The 20,460-nt window shown below is 32.9% G+C and carries 22 protein-coding genes and 7 tRNA genes; 21 read left to right on the forward strand and 8 right to left on the reverse strand.

What is annotated here, in order from left to right; genetic code table 11:
* Both BLT46_RS05380 and pepT read right to left on the reverse strand, forming a co-directional pair.
* Window positions 1-492, reverse strand: a 492-nt coding sequence (locus BLT46_RS05380; RefSeq protein ID WP_090407391.1) for a transposase, incomplete at its 3' end; no start/stop codon positions are given.
* A 77-nt stretch (window positions 493-569) separates the two neighbouring features.
* Window positions 570-1,814, reverse strand: a complete 1,245-nt coding sequence (gene pepT / locus BLT46_RS05385) for a peptidase T (protein ID WP_090407394.1) — start codon at window positions 1,812-1,814, stop codon at window positions 570-572.
* Window positions 1,815-2,016: 202 nt separating this feature from the next.
* On the opposite strand from pepT, the gene BLT46_RS05390 reads away from it, so the two are divergent.
* From BLT46_RS05390 to BLT46_RS05400, 3 genes are all read left to right on the forward strand, one after another.
* Complete coding sequence (locus tag BLT46_RS05390) at window positions 2,017-2,844, forward strand: alpha/beta hydrolase (RefSeq protein WP_090407397.1); 828 nt, start codon at window positions 2,017-2,019, stop codon at window positions 2,842-2,844.
* Window positions 2,845-2,961: 117 nt separating this feature from the next.
* A complete protein-coding gene (locus BLT46_RS05395; RefSeq protein WP_090407399.1) occupies window positions 2,962-3,531 on the forward strand; it encodes a pseudouridine synthase in 570 nt (189 codons plus the stop codon).
* A 10-nt stretch (window positions 3,532-3,541) separates the two neighbouring features.
* Window positions 3,542-4,546 (forward strand): cation diffusion facilitator family transporter, encoded by a 1,005-nt coding sequence (locus BLT46_RS05400; RefSeq protein ID WP_090407402.1) that lies wholly within the window; start codon window positions 3,542-3,544, stop codon window positions 4,544-4,546.
* On the opposite strand, the gene BLT46_RS05405 is transcribed toward BLT46_RS05400, so the two are convergent.
* Window positions 4,530-5,315, reverse strand: coding sequence for an ABC transporter ATP-binding protein (locus tag BLT46_RS05405; protein ID WP_090407405.1), 786 nt, complete (start codon window positions 5,313-5,315; stop codon window positions 4,530-4,532). The two genes, BLT46_RS05400 and BLT46_RS05405, sit on opposite strands and share 17 nt — an antisense overlap.
* Window positions 5,316-6,260: 945 nt before the next feature.
* Between BLT46_RS05405 and BLT46_RS05410 the strand changes: the two genes are divergently transcribed.
* On the forward strand, window positions 6,261-7,112 hold the full coding sequence (locus BLT46_RS05410) for a transketolase (RefSeq protein WP_090407408.1): 852 nt from the start codon (window positions 6,261-6,263) through the stop codon (window positions 7,110-7,112).
* Window positions 7,113-7,134: 22 nt separating this feature from the next.
* The gene (locus BLT46_RS05415) at window positions 7,135-8,097 is read left to right on the forward strand and encodes a transketolase family protein (RefSeq protein ID WP_090407411.1); all 963 of its coding nucleotides are present in this window, start codon (window positions 7,135-7,137) and stop codon (window positions 8,095-8,097) included.
* A gap of 104 nt (window positions 8,098-8,201) precedes the next feature.
* Here the strand turns inward: BLT46_RS05415 and BLT46_RS05420 are convergent, their stop codons facing one another.
* Complete coding sequence (locus BLT46_RS05420) at window positions 8,202-9,287, reverse strand: FKBP-type peptidyl-prolyl cis-trans isomerase (RefSeq protein WP_090407414.1); 1,086 nt, start codon at window positions 9,285-9,287, stop codon at window positions 8,202-8,204.
* Between the two features lie 79 nt (window positions 9,288-9,366).
* On the opposite strand from BLT46_RS05420, the gene BLT46_RS05425 reads away from it, so the two are divergent.
* From BLT46_RS05425 to BLT46_RS05435, 3 genes are read left to right on the forward strand one after another with little or no spacing between them, the layout of a single operon-like run.
* Window positions 9,367-9,753, forward strand: coding sequence for an RNA-binding S4 domain-containing protein (locus tag BLT46_RS05425; RefSeq protein ID WP_090407418.1), 387 nt, complete (start codon window positions 9,367-9,369; stop codon window positions 9,751-9,753).
* A complete protein-coding gene (locus BLT46_RS05430) occupies window positions 9,734-10,327 on the forward strand; it encodes a methyltransferase domain-containing protein (RefSeq protein ID WP_090407421.1) in 594 nt (197 codons plus the stop codon). The genes BLT46_RS05425 and BLT46_RS05430 overlap by 20 nt, the downstream gene beginning before the upstream one ends.
* A complete protein-coding gene (locus tag BLT46_RS05435; protein WP_090407424.1) occupies window positions 10,320-10,817 on the forward strand; it encodes a phosphoribosyltransferase family protein in 498 nt (165 codons plus the stop codon). Before BLT46_RS05430 ends, BLT46_RS05435 begins: the two co-directional genes overlap by 8 nt.
* On the opposite strand, the gene BLT46_RS05440 is transcribed toward BLT46_RS05435, so the two are convergent.
* The gene (locus BLT46_RS05440) at window positions 10,809-11,324 is read right to left on the reverse strand and encodes a shikimate kinase (RefSeq protein WP_090407427.1); all 516 of its coding nucleotides are present in this window, start codon (window positions 11,322-11,324) and stop codon (window positions 10,809-10,811) included. The two genes, BLT46_RS05435 and BLT46_RS05440, sit on opposite strands and share 9 nt — an antisense overlap.
* Before the next feature lie 129 nt (window positions 11,325-11,453).
* Here BLT46_RS05440 and BLT46_RS05445 point away from each other — a divergent pair.
* From BLT46_RS05445 to BLT46_RS05470, 6 genes are all read left to right on the forward strand, one after another.
* Window positions 11,454-11,526: transfer RNA gene (locus tag BLT46_RS05445), tRNA-Lys, on the forward strand.
* A gap of 32 nt (window positions 11,527-11,558) precedes the next feature.
* Window positions 11,559-11,631: transfer RNA gene (locus BLT46_RS05450), tRNA-Lys, on the forward strand.
* Between the two features lie 32 nt (window positions 11,632-11,663).
* Window positions 11,664-11,736: transfer RNA gene (locus BLT46_RS05455), tRNA-Lys, on the forward strand.
* Between the two features lie 34 nt (window positions 11,737-11,770).
* Window positions 11,771-11,843: transfer RNA gene (locus BLT46_RS05460), tRNA-Lys, on the forward strand.
* Window positions 11,844-11,874: 31 nt separating this feature from the next.
* A tRNA-Lys gene (locus tag BLT46_RS05465) sits at window positions 11,875-11,947 on the forward strand.
* A 162-nt stretch (window positions 11,948-12,109) separates the two neighbouring features.
* Window positions 12,110-12,191 (forward strand) — tRNA-Leu (locus BLT46_RS05470).
* Window positions 12,192-12,348: 157 nt separating this feature from the next.
* Here the strand turns inward: BLT46_RS05470 and BLT46_RS13175 are convergent.
* Window positions 12,349-12,507: a hypothetical protein gene (locus BLT46_RS13175; protein ID WP_176770733.1), complete on the reverse strand. Its 159-nt coding sequence runs from the start codon at window positions 12,505-12,507 to the stop codon at window positions 12,349-12,351.
* A 295-nt stretch (window positions 12,508-12,802) separates the two neighbouring features.
* Here BLT46_RS13175 and BLT46_RS05475 point away from each other — a divergent pair.
* A tRNA-Lys gene (locus BLT46_RS05475) sits at window positions 12,803-12,875 on the forward strand.
* A 103-nt stretch (window positions 12,876-12,978) separates the two neighbouring features.
* Here BLT46_RS05475 and BLT46_RS05480 read toward each other — a convergent pair.
* Together BLT46_RS05480 and BLT46_RS05485 are read right to left on the reverse strand one after the other, a co-directional pair.
* Window positions 12,979-13,509: a DUF4252 domain-containing protein gene (locus BLT46_RS05480; RefSeq protein ID WP_090407429.1), complete on the reverse strand. Its 531-nt coding sequence runs from the start codon at window positions 13,507-13,509 to the stop codon at window positions 12,979-12,981.
* A 2-nt stretch (window positions 13,510-13,511) separates the two neighbouring features.
* Window positions 13,512-13,748: a hypothetical protein gene (locus tag BLT46_RS05485; protein WP_090407432.1), complete on the reverse strand. Its 237-nt coding sequence runs from the start codon at window positions 13,746-13,748 to the stop codon at window positions 13,512-13,514.
* 200 nt (window positions 13,749-13,948) lie between these two features.
* Here BLT46_RS05485 and BLT46_RS05490 point away from each other — a divergent pair, with 200 nt between their 5' ends.
* The 6 genes from BLT46_RS05490 to BLT46_RS05515 all read left to right on the forward strand — a co-directional run bounded on the left by BLT46_RS05490 (window position 13,949) and on the right by BLT46_RS05515 (window position 20,337).
* Window positions 13,949-15,091, forward strand: coding sequence for an ABC transporter substrate-binding protein (locus BLT46_RS05490; RefSeq protein ID WP_090407435.1), 1,143 nt, complete (start codon window positions 13,949-13,951; stop codon window positions 15,089-15,091).
* Between the two features lies 1 nt (window position 15,092).
* A complete protein-coding gene (locus BLT46_RS05495) occupies window positions 15,093-16,109 on the forward strand; it encodes an iron ABC transporter permease (RefSeq protein WP_090407438.1) in 1,017 nt (338 codons plus the stop codon).
* A gap of 85 nt (window positions 16,110-16,194) precedes the next feature.
* Complete coding sequence (gene tgt, locus BLT46_RS05500; RefSeq protein ID WP_090407440.1) at window positions 16,195-17,325, forward strand: tRNA guanosine(34) transglycosylase Tgt; 1,131 nt, start codon at window positions 16,195-16,197, stop codon at window positions 17,323-17,325.
* A gap of 41 nt (window positions 17,326-17,366) precedes the next feature.
* Complete coding sequence (locus BLT46_RS05505; RefSeq protein ID WP_090407443.1) at window positions 17,367-18,440, forward strand: LptF/LptG family permease; 1,074 nt, start codon at window positions 17,367-17,369, stop codon at window positions 18,438-18,440.
* Complete coding sequence (locus BLT46_RS05510; RefSeq protein WP_090407447.1) at window positions 18,427-19,320, forward strand: DMT family transporter; 894 nt, start codon at window positions 18,427-18,429, stop codon at window positions 19,318-19,320. The genes BLT46_RS05505 and BLT46_RS05510 overlap by 14 nt, the downstream gene beginning before the upstream one ends.
* Window positions 19,321-19,383: 63 nt before the next feature.
* Window positions 19,384-20,337: an acetyl-CoA carboxylase carboxyltransferase subunit alpha gene (locus tag BLT46_RS05515; RefSeq protein ID WP_090407450.1), complete on the forward strand. Its 954-nt coding sequence runs from the start codon at window positions 19,384-19,386 to the stop codon at window positions 20,335-20,337.
* Window positions 20,338-20,460: the final 123 nt, after the last annotated feature.

Raw genomic sequence — 20,460 nt, forward strand, 5'->3', positions numbered from 1 at the left:
CTTTTTTAGATAAGCAATTTCTGCACGTAAATATTCATTTTCAATTTTCAATTTTTCTAAATCAGTCATTGAACTTTTGATTCCAGGAATAGCGCCTTTCTTTGTCATTGAGGTAATTGTTTTATTTTTCTTTAAATGTACACCCCGATTGTCTTCTAAGCCTTTAAATCCTTTGCTTTTAAATTTTCTTATCCATTGGAATAAGACAGAAGGATTTGAGATTCTATATCTAACACAGGTATCTGTCAAAGATAAATCACTATTTTGATGTTCCTGAATAATATGAATTTTTTCTTCTATAGTGAATTTGTTTTTGGAGATTCCATGTAATCCTTGTTCTCCATAAACTTCATATAGTTTAAGCCAAAAATAAAGGTTAAACTCACTGATTTTTTCTGATCGAGAAAGTCCCCTCATACTGTCTTTACCTTCCAAAATAATAGTTACTATACGTAACTTAAATTCAAAATTGTATTTCTGTTTTCTACTCATAAAAAATGCCCCAAAAAGTGTCTAACTTTTTGGGGCATGTCTACATTGGGTAGCTTTTATTTTGTCATTCAATAAGATTATTTCCCTTTTTGAGCAGTTAATTCAGCTATCTTAACAATAACTTGAGTCGCTTTAACCATACTTTCTACAGGAACATATTCGTACTTTCCGTGGAAGTTATGTCCACCAGCAAAGATGTTAGGACAAGGTAATCCCATATAAGAAAGTTGAGAACCATCAGTACCACCGCGAATAGCTTTGATAAGAGGTTTAATATCTAATTCTTTCATTGCTTGTTCAGCAATATCTACGATATGCATTACAGGTTCAACTTTTTCACGCATATTGAAATATTGGTCACCGATTTCACAGTTTACGATATCTCCACCAAATTTCTTGTTATATTTTTTGTTGAACTTTTTAGCCAACTTAGCAATTTGCTTTTTGCGTTTCTCGTATTTTTTAAGGTTGTGATCTCTAATGATTAATTCAACCACAGACTCTTCAATACTACCAGTTACGTGGTGTACGTGGAAGAAACCTTCATAACCAGTTGTTTTTTGAGGAACTTCATCTTTTGGTAATTGAGAGATGAATTTGTTAGCTAAAAGAATAGAGTTAATCATTTTTCCTTTTGCATAACCTGGGTGAACACTTTTACCAGCGAAAGTTAATTTAGCATAACCAGCGTTGAAGTTTTCGTATTCTAACTCACCAATTTGGCTACCATCCATTGTATAAGCCCATTCAGCGTCAAATTTCTTAACGTCAAATAAATGTGCTCCTCTACCAATTTCTTCATCAGGTGTAAATCCAATACGAATTCTACCATGTTTGATTTCTGGATGTTGGATTAAGTATTCCATTGCAGAAACAATCTCTGTAATACCAGCTTTATCATCAGCACCTAAAAGAGTAGTACCATCAGTTGTGATTAAAGTTTGTCCTTTATATTGTAAAAGATCTTTAAAGTAAGAAGGAGAAAGAATGATATTTTGTTCTTTGTTTAACACAATATCATTACCATCATAATTCTCTATAATTTGTGGTTTTATGTTAGCTCCAGAGAAATCAGGAGATGTATCAAAGTGAGAAATAAAACCAATAGTTGGAACTTCGTGTTCTACATTACTTGGTAATGTAGCCATGATATAAGCATTCTCATCTATAGTTACATCTTCAAGACCGATTTGTTTTAATTCTTCAACTAATTTATTAGCTAAATCCCATTGTTTTTCAGTACTCGGGCAAGAGTTTGAAGAAGGATCAGATTCTGTATCAACAGTTACATAACTGATGAAACGATCAATGATATGTTGCATAATGTATAAGTTTTTATAGTAACAAAAGTAAGGATTTAAAGTGTTATAGCAGTACAATTAAGCAATGATATTTATTGTTTAATGTGATAGAAGGCTAATCTTAATTATAATTTAACTTTTTAAAAGAGTATCTATTATAAAGATATGATTTAATGAGAACTATTGAATTGTTGTATATTTGATTTTCATCAAATCAAGCGAGATGTTTAAAAAGTATTTTATTCTGGTTTTTTTATTGGCTACAACGATTATGAGAGCTGTAGAGCCCATAAAAGAATATGTAGATCATCCTTTAAACTCTATTTCTAATATATCTTTTGAAGCTGTAGAAATCACAACAGAAGATAATTTTAGTTTAAAGAGTTGGATTTGTATGCCAGCTAAAGAAGTTGATAAACATAGGGTATTTGTATTAGCTTATGGAGACAGTGGAAATATGTCATACTATGTTCGCCAAGTATTAGAAATGGTGAAACAAGGTTATACTATTGTGATGTTTGATTATCGTGGCTATGGAGAAAGTCAAGCTTTTGAAATGGAAACGACAATGTTATATTATGACGAATTTGTTACTGATTTAAAAGCAGTAGTTAATTATTCAAAAACTCGTTTTAAACAACCCGTTGGCGTTTGGGCCTTATCAATGGGAAGTATTCCTGCTACTTTATTGTATAGTCAAGATAAATTCGATTATATGGTTGTAGAAGGATTTGTTTCAAGTCCAACATTAATCATAGAGAAAGTTAAAAGCCATTTGCAACAAGAGTATAAACTACCACCAAGTGCAAGCGAATATGAAAAAGCTTTGAGTAGATTATCACTGCCAATGCTTTTGTTTGCAGGAGATCGCGATGGATTAACAACGCCAGATGAAAGTAGGAGAGCGAAGTATTTAAATGCTAAAAACGAATTAGTGTTTTTTAAAGGGACACATTTACAAGGGTTTCAAGCTTTATCAAACGAATATCACGGGCAGAGATATATAGAGGCAATAGATAATTTTTTTGATATAAACCTGGCAAAAAAGTAATCAGTAGAAATCTTAGTCAAAGTTTTACCAATAAATTATAATAGAATCCTAATAATAGGCGCTTGATTAATATATACCTTTGCGCTTTGTTATTCAAACGTCATACCACAAGTAAAAATGGAGCAAACGCATAGACATTTTTTGTTATATAAACCACACGGATACATCAGTCAATTTATCTATGAAAAGAAAAGAACGAAGCACAAATTAGGAGAGTTGTATGATTTTCCTGAAGGGACAATGGCTATCGGTCGATTAGATGAAACTTCAGAAGGATTGTTGTTTTTGACAACAGACGGAATGGCGAGTGAGCGTGTTAGAAGTGCTCATTATGAAAAGGAATACTATGCTCAAGTTGATGGGATAATCACAGATGAAGCAGTTGAACAAATGCGCCAGGGAGTTTTGATAGGGGTGAAGGGCGAGAAGTATATGACAAAACCTTGTGAAGTTGAAAAACTACCTGTATTACCAGATTGGATTGGAGTAGGAAGACGAATTAGAGATGAAAGACACGGACCAACAAGTTGGGTTAGACTTGTTTTAAAAGAAGGTAAATTTAGACAAGTTCGTAAAATGACTGCCGCCGTTGGGTTTGCTACTTTGCGCTTAGTACGTGTTCGCATTGGCGATATTTCGTTAAAAGGTATGGAAGTTGGTGAAGTAATAGAAGTCGAACAACTATAAGATTATTGATATGAATACAAAGGCAAAAGAGAATTATCAATTTCAAAAGATTGTAGCAACCGTTGGAGTTTTACTTTTCTTAATTAAAGTTTTAGCGTGGTATTTAACTAATTCCGTAGCTATTTTGACAGATGCTTTAGAAAGTGTTATCAATGTAGTAAGTGGATTTGTAGGGCTATATAGTCTTTATTTGTCGTCTTTGCCCAGAGATAGAAATCACCCTTACGGACATGGGAAAGTAGAGTTTATTTCCGCTACATTAGAAGGAGGGATGATTATGCTTGCCGGTATTATCATTATAGTCGAAGCAGTTAGAAATTTGATGAATCCGCAACCAATAGGTAAGTTAGATTACGGAATTTACTTAGTAGGTGTTACCGCTATAATCAATTATGTTTTAGGATGGTATGCAGTCAAAAAAGGAGAGAAAAACAAATCTTTAGCCCTAATTGCAAGTGGTAAGCATTTACAATCAGATACATATTCAACCATTGGTATTATCATCGGATTGGTATTATTGTATTTCACAGGTTTTCATTGGTTAGATGGAGGAGTAGCCTTGTTATTTGCTGTAATAATTATGGTTACAGGATATAAAATTGTTCGTGGTGCGATATCAGGTATTATGGATGAAACAGACGAAATCTTATTGAATGAAGTTGTTGATTATCTACAAGAACATAGACGTGAAAACTGGATTGACTTACACAATCTTAGAATTATAAAATACGGTACAGTACTTCATTTTGACTGTCATATGACAGTGCCTTGGTATTTCAATATTGTAGAAGGACATAAAGAAGTTGAGATTTTAGAAAAAGAAATCATCGATAAGTTCGGAGAAGACTTAGAACTATTTGTACATATGGATGATTGCAAAACTTTTTCATGTAAAATATGTTCAAAACAAGAATGTCCTTTTAGAAAAGAACCTTTTGAACATCAGATAAAATGGACTATTGAGAACGTTTTGAAAAACAAAAGACACAATAGTGCCACTACAGATTTAAAATAAACCTTTTTTGAGGGCGATCAAACACAAGGTTTTCGTCCTCAAAGAAGTTGTCAAAAACTCCCGTTTCAATTAAAGCCTCTGTTTTACCTTGTGTAGTATAATCCTGTTTTAAAACAATGATTTCATCGCTTAATTGAATAGCAAGATCCATATCGTGACAAGAAAATAGAATAGCTTTATTTTGTTTATGAGCTAATTCTTTTAATAGCCTAAACAATGCTACTTTGTGATGTAAATCTAAATGATTAGTAGGTTCATCTAAAATAATAATAGGAGTGTTTTGAGCCAATGCTCTTGCAATCAAAACACGCTGTAATTGACCATCACTTAATTGGTCAATTTTCTTTTCTTTTAAATCAGTTATCCCTGTTAAATCAATTGCCTGTTCTACCCAATAGATGTCTTCTTCAGTTAATTTACTGTAGTGATTAAGGTAAGGTGTTCTTCCGATTTGAATTAGCTCTTGCACAGTTAGCTCTGAAAGCGGAATTCTTTCAGTTAATACAACACTAATAATTTTAGCAAGATCGCTCTTTGTGTATTCTTGAATGTTTTTATCATTTAAGAGTATTCGTCCATCTAAACTATTTTGGTTTGCAGACAAAGTGCGCAATAAAGTAGACTTTCCTATTCCATTAATGCCTACCAATGAAATCAGTTTTCCTTTCTCTAATCGTATATTGACATTTTTTTGTACAGTAACAAAACCCTTTTTCGAATGCTTATATCCAATAGTTAAGTTGTTCGTTTGTAGAATAGGAGAGTACATACAGAAATATAAAGTTTTTTAAACCCTAAAAATACTTAATTAGGCGATAAGAAAAAACTACAAGTCAAAATTTTAGGACTATGAACAAACTAGTGTCTGATTAATAATGAAAAGTATAAAAACAGGATGACTATTGTTTTTATAGTACACTATTAAACGGTAAAAAAACTCGTAATTGGTATTGAAAAAAGAAATTATGAAACAAAATACAGCTGTTTAAGTGCTTTTTTACGTCATTTTTGTCTAAAAAATAGATAAAATAAGGTGTTTTTTTTATTGCGTTTTTATTGGTTTTTATATTGTAATGTGTTGTTTGTTAGTTGGTTGTGTTTTTGTAAATGTGTTTTTAACACTATTTGTTCTATTTATTTAATTTATACTTATCCCTTGTATTTACAGGGCTTGTCGCATAATTCTCTGACAATAGTCCGACAATAGTCTGGCAATTGCCCGAAAATACTGGGCTGAATAATTTTTGGTCGGACTATTGTCGGAGGAGTGTCGGAGTTTGGTCAAATAAAAGTGCTATTCTATTTAGTTATCTTGCTAATACTTTGCTGTTATAATTAATTTTTATACTGTATATCTAAGTCATATAACGTTAAATAGTAAAGTGCAAGATTATTTTCTTTGAATTTAAGTTAAGGTTCAGAGGAAGCATTTTATCAATACTTAAAGGAAGAAAAAGTTGCGATATACTCACTTTTGCAAAAGAAAATAGCAAACTGACATATTTAATTACAAGAGGGATTAAGGCAAGTAGTGATCTGTTTTTATAAGTGTTTTAAAGAGAGAAAGATTGAATAAAGAGATTGAAATGATTTGTTTTAAAAAGGGAGTTTTACGATTAAATAGGAGTATAAACCTACATATTGGTTGCTAAAAATAGGCGAAAACAGTAAATAAATCCTATATTTGTAAGACGAATAATTCTATTGTTAAAATATGAAACCGAACACACAACAATTAGCAGAGTTAACTACTCAAGTAAGAAGAGACATTCTTAGAATGGTTCATGCTGTAAATTCTGGACACCCAGGAGGATCATTAGGATGTGCTGAGTTTTTAGTGACTCTGTATCAAAGATTAATGGACAGAAAAGATGGATTTGAAATGAACGGAACTGATGAAGATCTTTTCTTTTTATCAAACGGACACATCTCTCCAGTTTTCTATAGCGTATTAGCAAGAAGTGGATATTTTCCAGTAAGCGAATTAGCTACTTTTAGAAAATTAAATACAAGATTACAAGGACACCCTACTACTCATGACCACTTACCAGGTGTACGTATGGCATCAGGATCATTAGGACAAGGATTATCTGTAGCTTTAGGAGCAGCTCAAGCTAAGAAATTAAATAAAGACAATCATTTAGTTTACGTTTTATTAGGTGATGGTGAGTTACAAGAAGGTCAAAACTGGGAAGCAATGATGTATGCATCTGCTAAAAAAGTAGATAACTTAATTGCAACAGTTGACTTAAACGGAAAACAAATTGACGGACCAACAGATAAAGTATTAGACTTAGGATCAGTAAAAGCTAAGTTTGAAGCTTTCGGATGGGACGTTATTGAAATAGAAAAAGGTAATGATATCGATTCTATCTTAAAAGGATACGAAGAAGCAAAAGCTAAAACAATGAACGGAAAACCAGTTTGTGTATTATTACATACAGAAATGGGTAACGGAGTTGACTTTATGATGGGTACTCACGCTTGGCATGGTAAAGCACCTAACGATGCTCAATTAGAAGAAGCTTTTAAACAAAATCCAGAAACTTCTTTTGGAGATTATTAATCCTTATTTAATTAGAATCAATATGAAAAAATATACAAATACAGGTAGCAAAGATACACGTTCAGGATTTGGTGCTGGTTTAGCTGAATTAGGACAAACGAATGAAAATGTAGTTGCACTTTGTGCTGACTTAATTGGGTCTTTGAAAATGGATGAGTTTATTAAAAATCATCCAGAGCGTTTCTTTCAAATAGGTATTGCAGAAGCAAATATGATTGGTATTGCTGCAGGTTTGACAATTGGTGGAAAAATTCCTTTTACAGGAACTTTCGCTAACTTCTCAACTGGTCGTGTATATGATCAAATTCGTCAGTCTGTTGCTTATTCTGAGAAAAATGTTAAGATTTGTGCTTCTCACGCAGGATTAACTTTAGGAGAAGATGGTGCTACTCACCAAATCTTGGAAGACATTGGATTAATGAAGATGTTACCAGGTATGACTGTAATTAATACGTGTGATTACAACCAAACAAAAGCGGCTACATTAGCAATTGCTGAATATGATGGTCCTGTTTATTTACGTTTTGGTCGTCCTGTAGTTCCTAACTTTACACCAGCTGATGAGAAATTTGAAATTGGTAAAGCTGTTATGTTAAGCGAAGGTACAGATGTTACAATCGTTGCAACTGGACATTTAGTTTGGGAAGCTTTAATTGCTGCTGAAGAATTAGAGGCAAAAGGAATTTCTGCTGAAGTAATCAATATTCATACAATTAAACCATTAGACGAAGAAGCTATTTTAAGTTCTGTTGCTAAAACTGGTTGTATTGTTACTGCGGAAGAGCATAACTTCTTAGGAGGATTAGGAGAAAGCGTTGCAAGAGTATTAGCTTTAAACAATCCGTTACCACAAGAATTTGTTGCAGTACAAGATACTTTTGGTGAATCAGGTACTCCAGAACAATTAATGGAGAAATATGGTTTAAATGCTGCTGCTATTGTTGAAAAAGCACAAGTAGCTATCAACCGTAAATTCAAAAGATAATAGTAATTATTTTATATAACATAAAAAGGGCTTCACACTGTGAAGCCCTTTTTTAGTTTAAATATTGACAATAAAAAAACCGTATCATTTGATACGGTTTATTGCTATTTCTTAGGCCATATTATTTCACCATCTTTTTGGTCAGGGAAACAAGATTTGTCTAAATATCTTGGAATGTCATTGCAAGTTTTTAATGCAGGGTCATCAAAGTTGTAGTATATATTAACCCCATCAACTCTTTCTTTGAATAGTTCAGTTTTAGTAAGAACTCCATCTCCGTCGTCGTCGTCATCTAAGAAGTTTGGAATACCATCTCCATCTGTGTCAAAACCAAAATAATCTTCTAAAGTTAATTCTTCAACTGGTTTTTGTACTTTAACTTCGTATTTAGAAAGAATACCATCACCATCGTGATCTCTTTCTAATCTATTGATTAAAGTTATATCAGCAATATAAGCTTCATAACTTTTTAATTTGCTTCCTGCTCCAGCGTTAAAATACCCTAAACCAGAAGGAATAAAAGCAATAATTCTACCAGCAGAACCTTTGTCATAAGTTGGTAATCCATCTTCACCATTTTTAATTCCTGTCGCTGTTTTTATCTTTGTTAATAATTGACGTTCAGCACTTCTAAGTTGTCCAGGTACTTTTGAATATTGTCCATTAGAAATATTCATAAAGTCTTTAGGTGTAGTAGGAAAAGTATAATATTTTCCAGGGAAGTTAGGATTAAACTCTTCATTTCTTAAAGTAAGATTATTAAGTTTTACATAAGTAGAATCAATTGTAGAAGCTCTATCACCTTTTCCTTCATTTATAACTAAATAATAAACTTTATATTGAAGTTCATCTTTTGGTTTGGTATATTTTAAAGAAGAAGTACCATTTGGATTGCGAATTGGTTCAAAATCATACATATCTGATTTTAAAACAAAGTCTTTAACTAAACGTGAATCATCCCAAATAGAAGGTTCACTATTTTTAATGGCTTCAAAAGTGATGATATCACCTTCTTCTTTGATATAATGAGATTTTAAATAAGCTTCAATACTTGCCTCATTTTCTTGTTTAACTTCCGCGCGGTCTCTTAAATCAACCACACTTGGGCCACTTGGGCTATCATCTTTATTACAATTAGCGGCAATAAGTCCTATAAAGGCAAGACTTAAAACTGTAAATAATCTATTCATTTTTGAGTTATTTTAGTAGTGCAAGATACAATTTTACTTTATTTTTGTGTACTTTGTAAGAGAAAATTAATGCTAAAATATGCGAATAGATAAATATTTGTGGTGTATTAGATACTATAAAACAAGAAGTATTGCAACGGAAGCTTGTAAAAAGGGACATATCACTGTAAACGGACAGAGTGCTAAAGCTTCGAGAGAGGTTTTTCCAACAGATAAAATTACGCTTAGAAAAGACCAAATACTTTATCAATTGACTGTCTTGGATCTACCTCCAAATAGAGTAGGGGCAAAATTGGTAGATATTTATAGAAAAGATACAACACCTGCTGAGTCATTTGAGCATTTAGAATTACTTAAATTATCAAAAGATTACTATCGTTCTAAAGGAATGGGACGACCTACTAAAAAGGACAGACGGGATATAGATGACTATTTAGACTTTGAAGATGACGAAACCATTGAATAAAGATTATTGGGAAGGGAGGTATATAGATAACAATGCTAAGTGGAGTGTTGGAGCTATTACAACTCCTTTAAAGGAATATATAGATCAACTGCCTAATAAGGATATTAAGATTTTAGTTCCTGGTTTAGGTCACGGACACGAGTTGTTGTATTTGCATCGTTTAGGATTTACTAATATAGTAGGGCTTGACTTAACCGATATTGGAATAAAAGAAACGTGTGATACTGTACCAGATTTTCCTATAGATAAAGTAGTGTTAGGTGATTTTTTTGAACACAAAGGAGAGTATGATCTTATCATAGAGCAAACTTTTTTCTGTTCGCTTCCAAAAACAATGAGAAAGAAGTATGTAGATAAAATGTATGATTTACTTTTGCCAGGAGGTAAATTAGTAGGTGTACTATTTGATTGTGAGTTTAAAAACGATGAACCGCCATTTGGAGGTAGTAAGGAAGAGTACACAACATTGCTTTCAGAGAAGTTGAATATCAATTTAATAGAAACAGCATATAATTCGATTAAGCCAAGGGCAGGAAGAGAATTATTTTTTATAACTATAAAACAACATGACTAAAAAGATTATTTTAACCAAAGAAGAAATTAAGTTTAAGAGTAAACGTATTGCTTATCAGATTTACGAAACTTATGTAGATGAAGAAGAGATTGTAATTGCTGGTGTAGCAAACAGCGGCTATGTATTTGCTCAAAAGTTAGCAGAAGCCTTACAAGAAATCTCAACTATTTCTATTAAGTTGTGTGAAGTGAGAATTGATAAACAAAATCCGATTAATCCCATAGAAACATCTTTAGATAGTTCTGAATATGCTAATAAAGCAGTGGTATTAGTAGATGACGTTTTAAATTCTGGAGCTACACTAATATATGGAGTAAAGCATTTCTTAGATGTACCCTTAAAGAAATTAAAAACAGCTGTCTTAGTAGATAGAAACCACAAGAATTATCCCGTTAAAGCGGACTTTAAAGGGATATCATTGTCTACATCATTATTAGAACACATTCAAGTAGTTTTTGATGGAGAAGAAGAGTATGCTTATTTAAGCTAATACTTCTATCTCTTTGATAAGTTCATCAGGAGTCTTATTATCGATAGTAATAATATGTTTAGCTTGATAGTAGAAATAGCTACGATCAAATAAATGTTTCGCTATAAAAGTTTCAAGAGTATCGTCTGTATTATTATTTAATACTGGGCGGTGCTCTTTTTCTTTTTCTAAGCGTTCTGCAAGAGTTTTAATAGATCCTTTTAAATAGATTGAGCAAATTCCCGGTTCTTGTAATACAAGGTGGTTATTCGCGTAACAAGGAGTTCCTCCGCCTAAGCTTAAAACGAAGTTATCATTTTCGGCTACTATACTATGTAATAATTGGTGTTCTATCTTTCTAAAATATACTTCTCCTTTAGTTTTGAAGATCTCTTTGACACTCATATTGAGTTTTTTTTCGATTTCAAGGTCTAAATCTATAAAAAGTAAGTGTAGGTGCTCAGCCAGTATTTTACCAATTGTTGATTTTCCTGAGCCCATATAGCCTAATAGGATAATTTTTTTCATAAAAATAAGGGGTTGTACCTTAGTGTCTTAGGTAATATTTGAAAATAAAAGACAAAAATAAACCAAAAAAGCTTAGACTTTTTAAAAAAGTGTTCTATATTTGCACCCGCAATAAGGAATTGAAATAATGACTCGATAGCTCAGTTGGTAGAGCACAACACTTTTAATGTTGGGGTCCTGGGTTCGAGCCCCAGTCGGGTCACAAAAAATCATATTCAATTTCTTATTAGCATTGACTCGATAGCTCAGTTGGTAGAGCACAACACTTTTAATGTTGGGGTCCTGGGTTCGAGCCCCAGTCGGGTCACAAATAAAATAAATAGTCATTTCTGAAACACTGACTCGATAGCTCAGTTGGTAGAGCACAACACTTTTAATGTTGGGGTCCTGGGTTCGAGCCCCAGTCGGGTCACAAAGATCAAAAGTACAGTTTCAGAAATAACATTGACTCGATAGCTCAGTTGGTAGAGCACAACACTTTTAATGTTGGGGTCCTGGGTTCGAGCCCCAGTCGGGTCACAAAAATAAAAATCACTTTCAGAATTACACTGACTCGATAGCTCAGTTGGTAGAGCACAACACTTTTAATGTTGGGGTCCTGGGTTCGAGCCCCAGTCGGGTCACAAAGCTACTCTTTACGGAGTAGCTTTTTCTGTTTTATAGCGTGAGTATTGATAAGTTTTTTTAAAATACAGCTTGGTGTTTTTTTAAATTAATTTATTTTTGCACCATTCTATTTTAAAAGAAGACTTGTTCTATAGTTTAGAATAAGAAATATGACTACTGGCCGCGTGGAGGAATTGGTAGACTCGCCATCTTGAGGGGGTGGTGTCGCAAGACGTGTCAGTTCGAATCTGATCGCGGTCACTTAAGAAAGACAATTGAATGTATTCAGTTGTCTTTTTTTTTGTATTATTCTGTAATAGTAAGGTTACAGGTAGTAACAATCATTGTTGTTTTGTTTTTTAAAGTAAAATGGTTTTTAAAAAAATAAAGCTACTTAATCTCTTAAGTAGCTTTATTTTTAGTTTTCTTCTGTTTTCTCATCTTCATCATTTACTTTTTTTGAATTTCCCATCATTAGAAACAATGCGATAACAAGGGCAACACAAACTAATGCGAATATAATAATCATAAAAGTTCCATTACCAAAGTTGTAAAGAGGTAAGTTGTGTAAAGTCATAATCTGTTTTATTTTTGTTATTTTAACAATAAAGGTATGTATTAAATTTAACATTTAAAATGATATTTGTCATATATGTATTTGGAGAGGAGGTGATCCTTTAAAAGGAGGTTTTTGAAACTGATTATTCAATATAAGAAATGATAAAAATATTTTATAGTCTTATTTACTCATACTGTGGTGTTTAAAAAGAGGAGTGGTTTTTTTATGAAAAAAAGTGTTCTCTATGTTTGTGTAGTTTTTAAAAAAGGCTACCTTTGCACAGCAATTGAGAAACAAATAAACGTTTATCAATGACTCGATAGCTCAGTTGGTAGAGCACAACACTTTTAATGTTGGGGTCCTGGGTTCGAGCCCCAGTCGGGTCACAAGAAGCTGAGATTTATCTCAGCTTTTTTTATTTATACAAGTTTGAGTTTTTAAAGCATAAAAAAAATGCTACCTACATTAAGATGTAAATAGCATTCAGTTTTACTTTAAGTTTTTTAATGTATTACCAAGTGGTAATTTCATTTTGTTTGTCAATGCTGTTAGTTCGTCTAATGAAAACTGACCAGTAATTAACATAATAATACTTTCTTGTCCGTCAACAATTCCTTCGTTGAACATTACTAATTGACTTGCATTTTTAGAATTTCCCTCTTTGTCAATATAAATAGTAATAATAGAATTATTGTCTTTTTTATTAATCACTTCTTTTAAACCTTGTGTAGAGATGTAATTATTAACCGTAGTTTTCATCTCAGGCTTTACTTGACTTGCACTTGAATTGAATACTTTAAGCATAGTCAGTTTTTTGATTAAATCAAAGTAAGCACGTTCTTCATCTGTATTCGTTTCTACTTTAACGTTAGCCATCATTTCAAACATTTTTTTGTTTACGATGACATTATTTATCTGTTTGTTTTTCTCAAACTTAGCAAAGTCGTCTTGAGCGTAAGTCATTGAAGCGCTAAAAAGCGCAAAGAATACTATAGATGTAAAGTGTAGTATTTTATTCATGTTTATTTGTTTTTGACTTTATTAGACTCTAATCCTTCATTAAGGTTTAATGAAAGCTCTGTTAGAATCTTGTAACATTCTTGATACGCAACCTCAGGATCACTATATGTTCCGTAGTCTGTGTTTTTACTTGTTTCTGTTTCTGTTTGTTTTGCCTGTAATAGTAGAGAAACAGTGCTCACTATTGCAATCAAAAAAATAGATAAAATTAATATCTTTTGAAGCGATTTTTTTTTCATAGTCCTTTTAATACAGGTGTAATCCTTGTATAAATGTAAGAAGTTTTTCGGTATTTCCTAATTTTTGTTGCGTTTCCTTTATAATGACAAGAGATAGGTACACCTTTAAAACTTTTAGTACTGTAAGATTAATAGCAGGAGTGAATAGGCTACTATTGCTTAATTATTCTATTTTTGTTTTATCAACCAAATAACGTAGTATGAAAAATATAAAGAATTTTTTTATAATAGCTTTTTTGTCTATTGCAGTTTTCTCTTGTAAAAAGAAGCAAGAGCAAGAAACAACAGTTGCAGCAACAAACGATATAGAATACGCTAACGGATTGGCTATTTATACCTATGATAAGTTTACTGTTGTCAAGGTTTTGCAACCTTGGGCAGGGGCTGATAAAGCGTTTACTTATGTTTTATACAAAGAAAACGGATTAGTGGTGCCAGATTCTTTACGCAAGTTTCCGCAAGTAAAAGTGCCGATTGATCGTGTAATAACAACTTCTACTACTCATTTGCCGTCTTTAGTGGCTTTAGGAGAAGAGCAAACTTTGGTTGGTTTTCCTGGTTTAGATTATATTTCTTCTCAACCGATAAGAGATTTAATTAACGCAGGTAGTGTGAAAGAGCTGGGGCAAAATGAACAGATGAATACGGAACTTGCTTTAGATTTAGAGCCAAGCGCAATTGTTGCTTTTGCGATGGATGATAATAATGCAGCTCTACATACAATTCAACAAAGTGGAATACCTGTAATTTACAATGGTGATTGGGTAGAACAAACTCCTTTAGGAAAAGCTGAGTGGATTAAATTATTTGGTGCTTTATATGGGAAAGAGGCAGAAGCTAAGTTGTTTTTTGATAATGTAACAAAGAATTATAATAAGGTATTAGAGCTTGTAAAAGATGTTACAGAATATCCAACTGTGATGAGTGGTGCTATGTATCAAGATGTTTGGTATTTACCACAAGGTCAAAGTTGGGTAGCAATGTACTTTAAAGATGCAAAAGCAGACTATCTGTGGAAGGACAGTGAGGGGACAGGAAGTTTGTCATTGTCTTTCGAAGCTGTTTTTGACAAAGCAGCAAAGGCAAAATATTGGGTTAACCCTGCGCAGTTTGAAACATTGGCAGCTATGCAACAGGCAAATCCTCATTATGCACAATTCGACGCTTTTAAAAGTAAAAACGTGTTTTCTTTTGCCCCTAAAAAGGGAGAAAAAGGAGGGAGTATTTTTTATGAATACGGACCTAATAGACCTGATTTAATCTTAAAAGATTTAGTCTATATTTTTCACCCAGAGGTTTTAGGAGATGAATATAAGCCTACTTTTTACGAACAGCTAAAATAGGATGAGTAAGAAAATAGGAATAGGAGGATTATTTGTAGTATTGGCAGTGATATTTGTGATGAATATTGCTACTGGTAGTATTCACATTCCTTTTTTTAAGGTAGTGCAAATATTATTTGGAGAGGTTGAGGTAAAAGACACTTGGAAATATATTGTTCTTAACTATCGCTTGCCTAAGGCAGTTGTGGCTGTTTTAGTAGGAGTTGCTCTATCGTTGAGTGGACTATTAATGCAAACCTTATTTCGCAACCCTATGGCAGAGTCCTATGTATTAGGAATTAGTTCGGGAGCCAGCTTAGGTGTTGCATTTTTAATTTTAGGTTCTGCTTTTTTACCCATTTCATTGATTTCTATTTTGACTTCATCTTACGGAATAGCGTTAGTGTCTATTTTAGGGAGTTTAGGCCTTTTACTATTAGTTTTGTTGATTTCAAATACAGTCAGAAATACAGTGACTGTATTAATAGTAGGATTAATGTTTGGTAGTTTTGCCAATGCTGTAGTAAGTATACTGACTTATTTTAGTAGTGCAGAACAGTTAAAGCGTTTTACGTTTTGGTCAATGGGGAGTTTAGGCAATTTAACTTGGGATACAATTGCGTTATTTGCTTCAGTAGTTTTTATTGGTTTAATAGGGTGTTTGCTTTTAGTACGCACACTTGATGCGTTGCTATTAGGAGATAACTATGCCTTGTCAATGGGAATAAATATCAAGAAATCTCGCAATATGATAATTTTGGTTACAAGCATATTGGCGGGAGTATCCACAGCTTTTGTAGGACCAATTGCCTTTGTAGGGTTAGCCGTGCCCCATATAGCTCGGTTATTGTTAAAAGTGAGTAGTCATCGTTATTTGATTGTTTCTACCGCTTTATTAGGAGGAGTATTGATGTTGTTGTGTGATATGTTGACACAAATAAAGGGAGAGTCGTTTTTATTGCCGATTAATGCAGTTACCTCTATATTTGGAGCGCCAATAGTTATATGGTTATTATTGCGGAATAAAGTACAGTCTTAATGACTTTTGAATAAATAGAAAAATAAATTAAAATTTATAAGCATCCATTGTTTTGCTTTATCTTTGCCAGTTGTAAATAATTAATATGAAGTTCGACTTATTACATACAGACGCTAATTCTCGTGCTCGTGCCGGGAAAGTTACGCTTGACCACGGTGTTATTGAAACGCCAATTTTTATGCCAGTAGGAACTGTTGCTTCGGTAAAAGGAGTTCACCAAAGAGAGCTTAAAGAAGAGGTAAATCCAGATATTATTCTTGGAAATACATACCACCTTTATTTAAGACCTAAAATGGAAATTCTTAAACAAGCCGGAGGATTACACAAGTTTATGAACTGGGATCGTAATATTTTAACGGATAGTGGTGGATTTCAAGTTTATTCTCTTTCTGGAAATCGTAAGATTAAAGAAGAGGGAGTGAAGTTTAAATCTCATATCGATGGTTCTTACCATTTCTTCTCTCCGGAGAGTGTTATGGAAGTTCAAAGAACAATTGGTGCAGATATCATTATGGCATTTGACGAATGCACGCCTTATCCTTGTGATTATAGATATGCTAAAAGATCTATGCATCGTACACACCGTTGGTTAGACAGATGTGTTGATCACTTAGCTAAAGTACCTGAGATGTATGGGTATTCTCAAACGTTATTTCCAATTGTACAAGGAAGTACATTTAAAGATTTAAGACAGCAATCAGCAGAGTATATCGCTAATGTTGGAGCTGCCGGAAATGCTATTGGAGGATTGTCAGTAGGAGAACCAGCAGAAGAAATGTATGCAATGACGGAGTTGGTAACTGATATTTTACCAAAAGAAAAGCCTCGTTATTTAATGGGGGTTGGAACGCCAATTAATATTTTAGAGAATATTGCTTTAGGAGTAGATATGTTTGACTGTGTTATGCCAACGCGTAATGCACGTAACGGAATGTTATTTACTGTAAACGGTACTATCAATATGAAAAACAAGAAGTGGGAAAATGATTTTTCACCGATTGATGAAAATGGATACACTTGGGTAGATACAGAATATTCAAAAGCATATTTACGTCACTTGTTTGCTGCGAATGAGTCTTTAGGAAAACAAATCGCAACAATTCACAATTTAGGTTTCTATATGTGGTTAGTACGCGAAGCACGTCGTCAGATTTTAGCTGGTACTTTCACAGAGTGGAAAAATAAAATGGTAAAACAATTAGGACAACGTTTATAAACGTTATTAAAAATATTTTAAGAGCATCAAATTAGATTCGTATGAAGATTATAGACTGGTATATACTTAAAAGGTATTTGGCAACATTTTTTGTAATGTTATTACTTTTTGTACCGATTGGAATCGTTATTGATGTCTCTGAGAAAATCAACAAGATGTTAGCAAATAAAGTACCAGTTTCGGCAATACTATTGTATTACCTTGACTTTACAATTTATTTTGCTAACATGTTGTTTCCTATTTTCCTGTTTATATCTATCATTTGGTTTACTTCAAAACTGGCAAATAATACAGAGATTGTAGCTATTCTTAGTTCGGGTATTTCTTTTACACGCTTTTTAAGACCTTATATTATAGGGGCTACATTTGTTTCTTTATTTGCATTAGTTATGTCTGTTTTTATTGTTCCAAAGGCAAGTCAAGGCTATAACGATTTTAGATATAAATACCTTAAACGAGATGAGGTTCGCGAGAGTCAGAATGTTTATAGACAGATTAGTGCGAATGAGTTTATCTACGTAAGTAACTTTAATTATAATTCGAAAACAGGTTATAACTTCTCAATGGAGGTTTTTGACGAGAATAAATTAGTGTCAAAAATGACAGCAAACCGCATTGTTTGGAATCCAGAAACGGAGAATTATACATTGTACGATTATTTTAAAAGAGAAGTAGGAGAAGGGGAAGATCAGCTTGAAAAGGCAGAACAAAAAGACCTGACGTTAGATTTTGATATTGACGATTTAACGCCAGTAGTTTATGCTGCTGAAACAATGCAATTGGGACCACTGAAACGCTTCATTGAGAAAGAACAGATGCGAGGATCTTCTAATATCAATACCTACCTCGTGGTATTGTATAAGAAATATAGTATTCCTGTTTCTGCCTTTATTTTAACGATAATTGCAGTATCTGTATCTTCAATGAAGAGAAGAGGAGGAATGGGGGTTAACTTAGCAATTGGTATTGCTTTGGCCTTTATCTATGTGTTTTTTGACAAAATATTTGGTACGCTTGCTGAAGCGTCAAGTATTCCTCCATTATTTGCAGTTTGGTTTCCAAATATAGTATTTGGTATTTTAGCAATCTTTTTGTTACGCAATGCTCGCAGATAATATAAAAAGTTATATCTATCTTCATATAATTGTATTTATATGGGGATTTACAGCAATTTTAGGTCATTTAATTACCTTAGAAGCGTTGCCATTAGTGTGGTATCGCATTTTAATTGCTGTCGTTACCTTAGGGGGTATGTTTTTGTTTAAAAGACAAACACTTCAAGCATCAAGAGGAAAGATACTTCAGTTTTTCGGAGCAGGGTTAGTTATTGCTTTGCATTGGTTGACATTCTTTTGGGCTATTAAAGTTTCTAATATTTCTGTAACATTAGCCTGTTTATCTACAGGAGCTTTCTTTGCTTCTATATTAGAACCAATTTTTTTTAAAAGAAAAATAATTGGGTATGAAGTGTTTTTTGGCTTTATCGTTATCTGTGCTTTAGCTTTAATATTTAGCGTAAGCGGGGAATACGTAGAGGGAATAGTTTTAGGATTATCTTCCGCTTGTTTATCAGCCACATTTTCAATCATTAATAGTAAATTAGTTAAACATACAGCAGCGCCAATTATCACATTTTATGAGATGTTAGGAGGTTTGTTAATCCTATCTGTATTTCTTCTTTTTACAGGAAGTTTTACAAGTGAATTTTTTACAGTAAGTTTGACGGATTGGTTTTGGCTTTTCATTTTAGGAGTTTTTTGTACGGCATTTGCTTTCTTAGGCTCTGTTTATATAATGAAGTTTTTAACGCCATTTACTGTAATGTTGACTATTAATTTAGAACCCGTTTATGGAATTTTATTAGCGGTTTTATTGTTTAAGGATAGTGAAAAAATGAACTCCGAATTTTACGTTGGAGCCTTGTTAATACTGAGTACTGTTGTGTTAAATGCAATAGTTAAAAATAGAAAAAAGAGAAAACTTAGTCTCAAATAGCTTATCTATTCGAGGATTGTTTTATCTTTGTAATTCGTAATTGAAATTAAAACTTAATCATAAATGGAATATTTAGATTTTGAACTTCCAATTAAAGAGCTTGAAGAGCAGTTGGGTAAATGTACGTTGATAGGAGAGGAATCTGATGTTGATGTATCAGCGACTTGCAAACAAATTGAGAAGAAATTAGAAGAAACCAAAAAGAGCATATATAAGAATCTAACGGCTTGGCAAAGAGTTCAATTGTCAAGACACCCAAATAGACCTTATACTATGGACTATATCAAAGCGTTATGTGGAGATACATTTTTAGAACTTTTCGGAGATAGAAATGTAAAAGATGATAAAGCAATGGTAGGTGGTTTAGGTAAAATCGGTGATCAAAGTTTTATGTTCGTTGGTCAACAAAAAGGTTACAACACCAAAACGAGACAGTTTAGAAACTTCGGAATGGCAAATCCTGAAGGATATAGAAAAGCTCTACGTTTAATGCAAATGGCAGAGAAATTCAATATTCCAATTGTTGCTTTGATTGATACTCCTGGAGCATATCCTGGTTTAGAAGCAGAGGAAAGAGGACAAGGAGAAGCTATTGCACGTAATATTTTCGAAATGTTCCGTATTAAAGTGCCAATCATCTGTATTATTGTAGGTGAAGGTGCATCAGGAGGAGCTTTGGGAATTGGTGTAGGAGACAAAGTAACGATGCTTGAAAATACTTGGTATTCTGTTATTTCACCAGAGTCATGTTCTTCAATTTTATGGAGAAGCTGGGAATATAAAGAGCAAGCAGCAGAGTCTTTAAAATTAACTTCTTTTGATATGAAGAAAAATAAGTTAGTTGACGATATTATTAAAGAACCTCTTGGAGGAGCTCATACTAATAGAGAAGAGACTTTTGCAAGTGTTAAGAAATACATTGTAGACACGTATGCTTCTTTACAGAAAGTACCAACAGAAAAGCTTTTAGCTAATCGTATGGAGAAATATTTTGAAATGGGAGAATACAGAGACTAATTCAAAATTTAGATAATAAAATTGAATCCGAGACATTGTCTCGGATTTTTTATTTTAATACCCTGACTATATAATTAACTATTTGATTTATATATTTGGGTTGAGTAATACTTAAAAAAGGTG

Origin of the sequence: Myroides phaeus, from assembly GCF_900099675.1 — a bacterium.
In the GTDB taxonomy this organism is placed as follows: Bacteria; Bacteroidota; Bacteroidia; order Flavobacteriales; family Flavobacteriaceae; genus Flavobacterium; species Flavobacterium phaeum.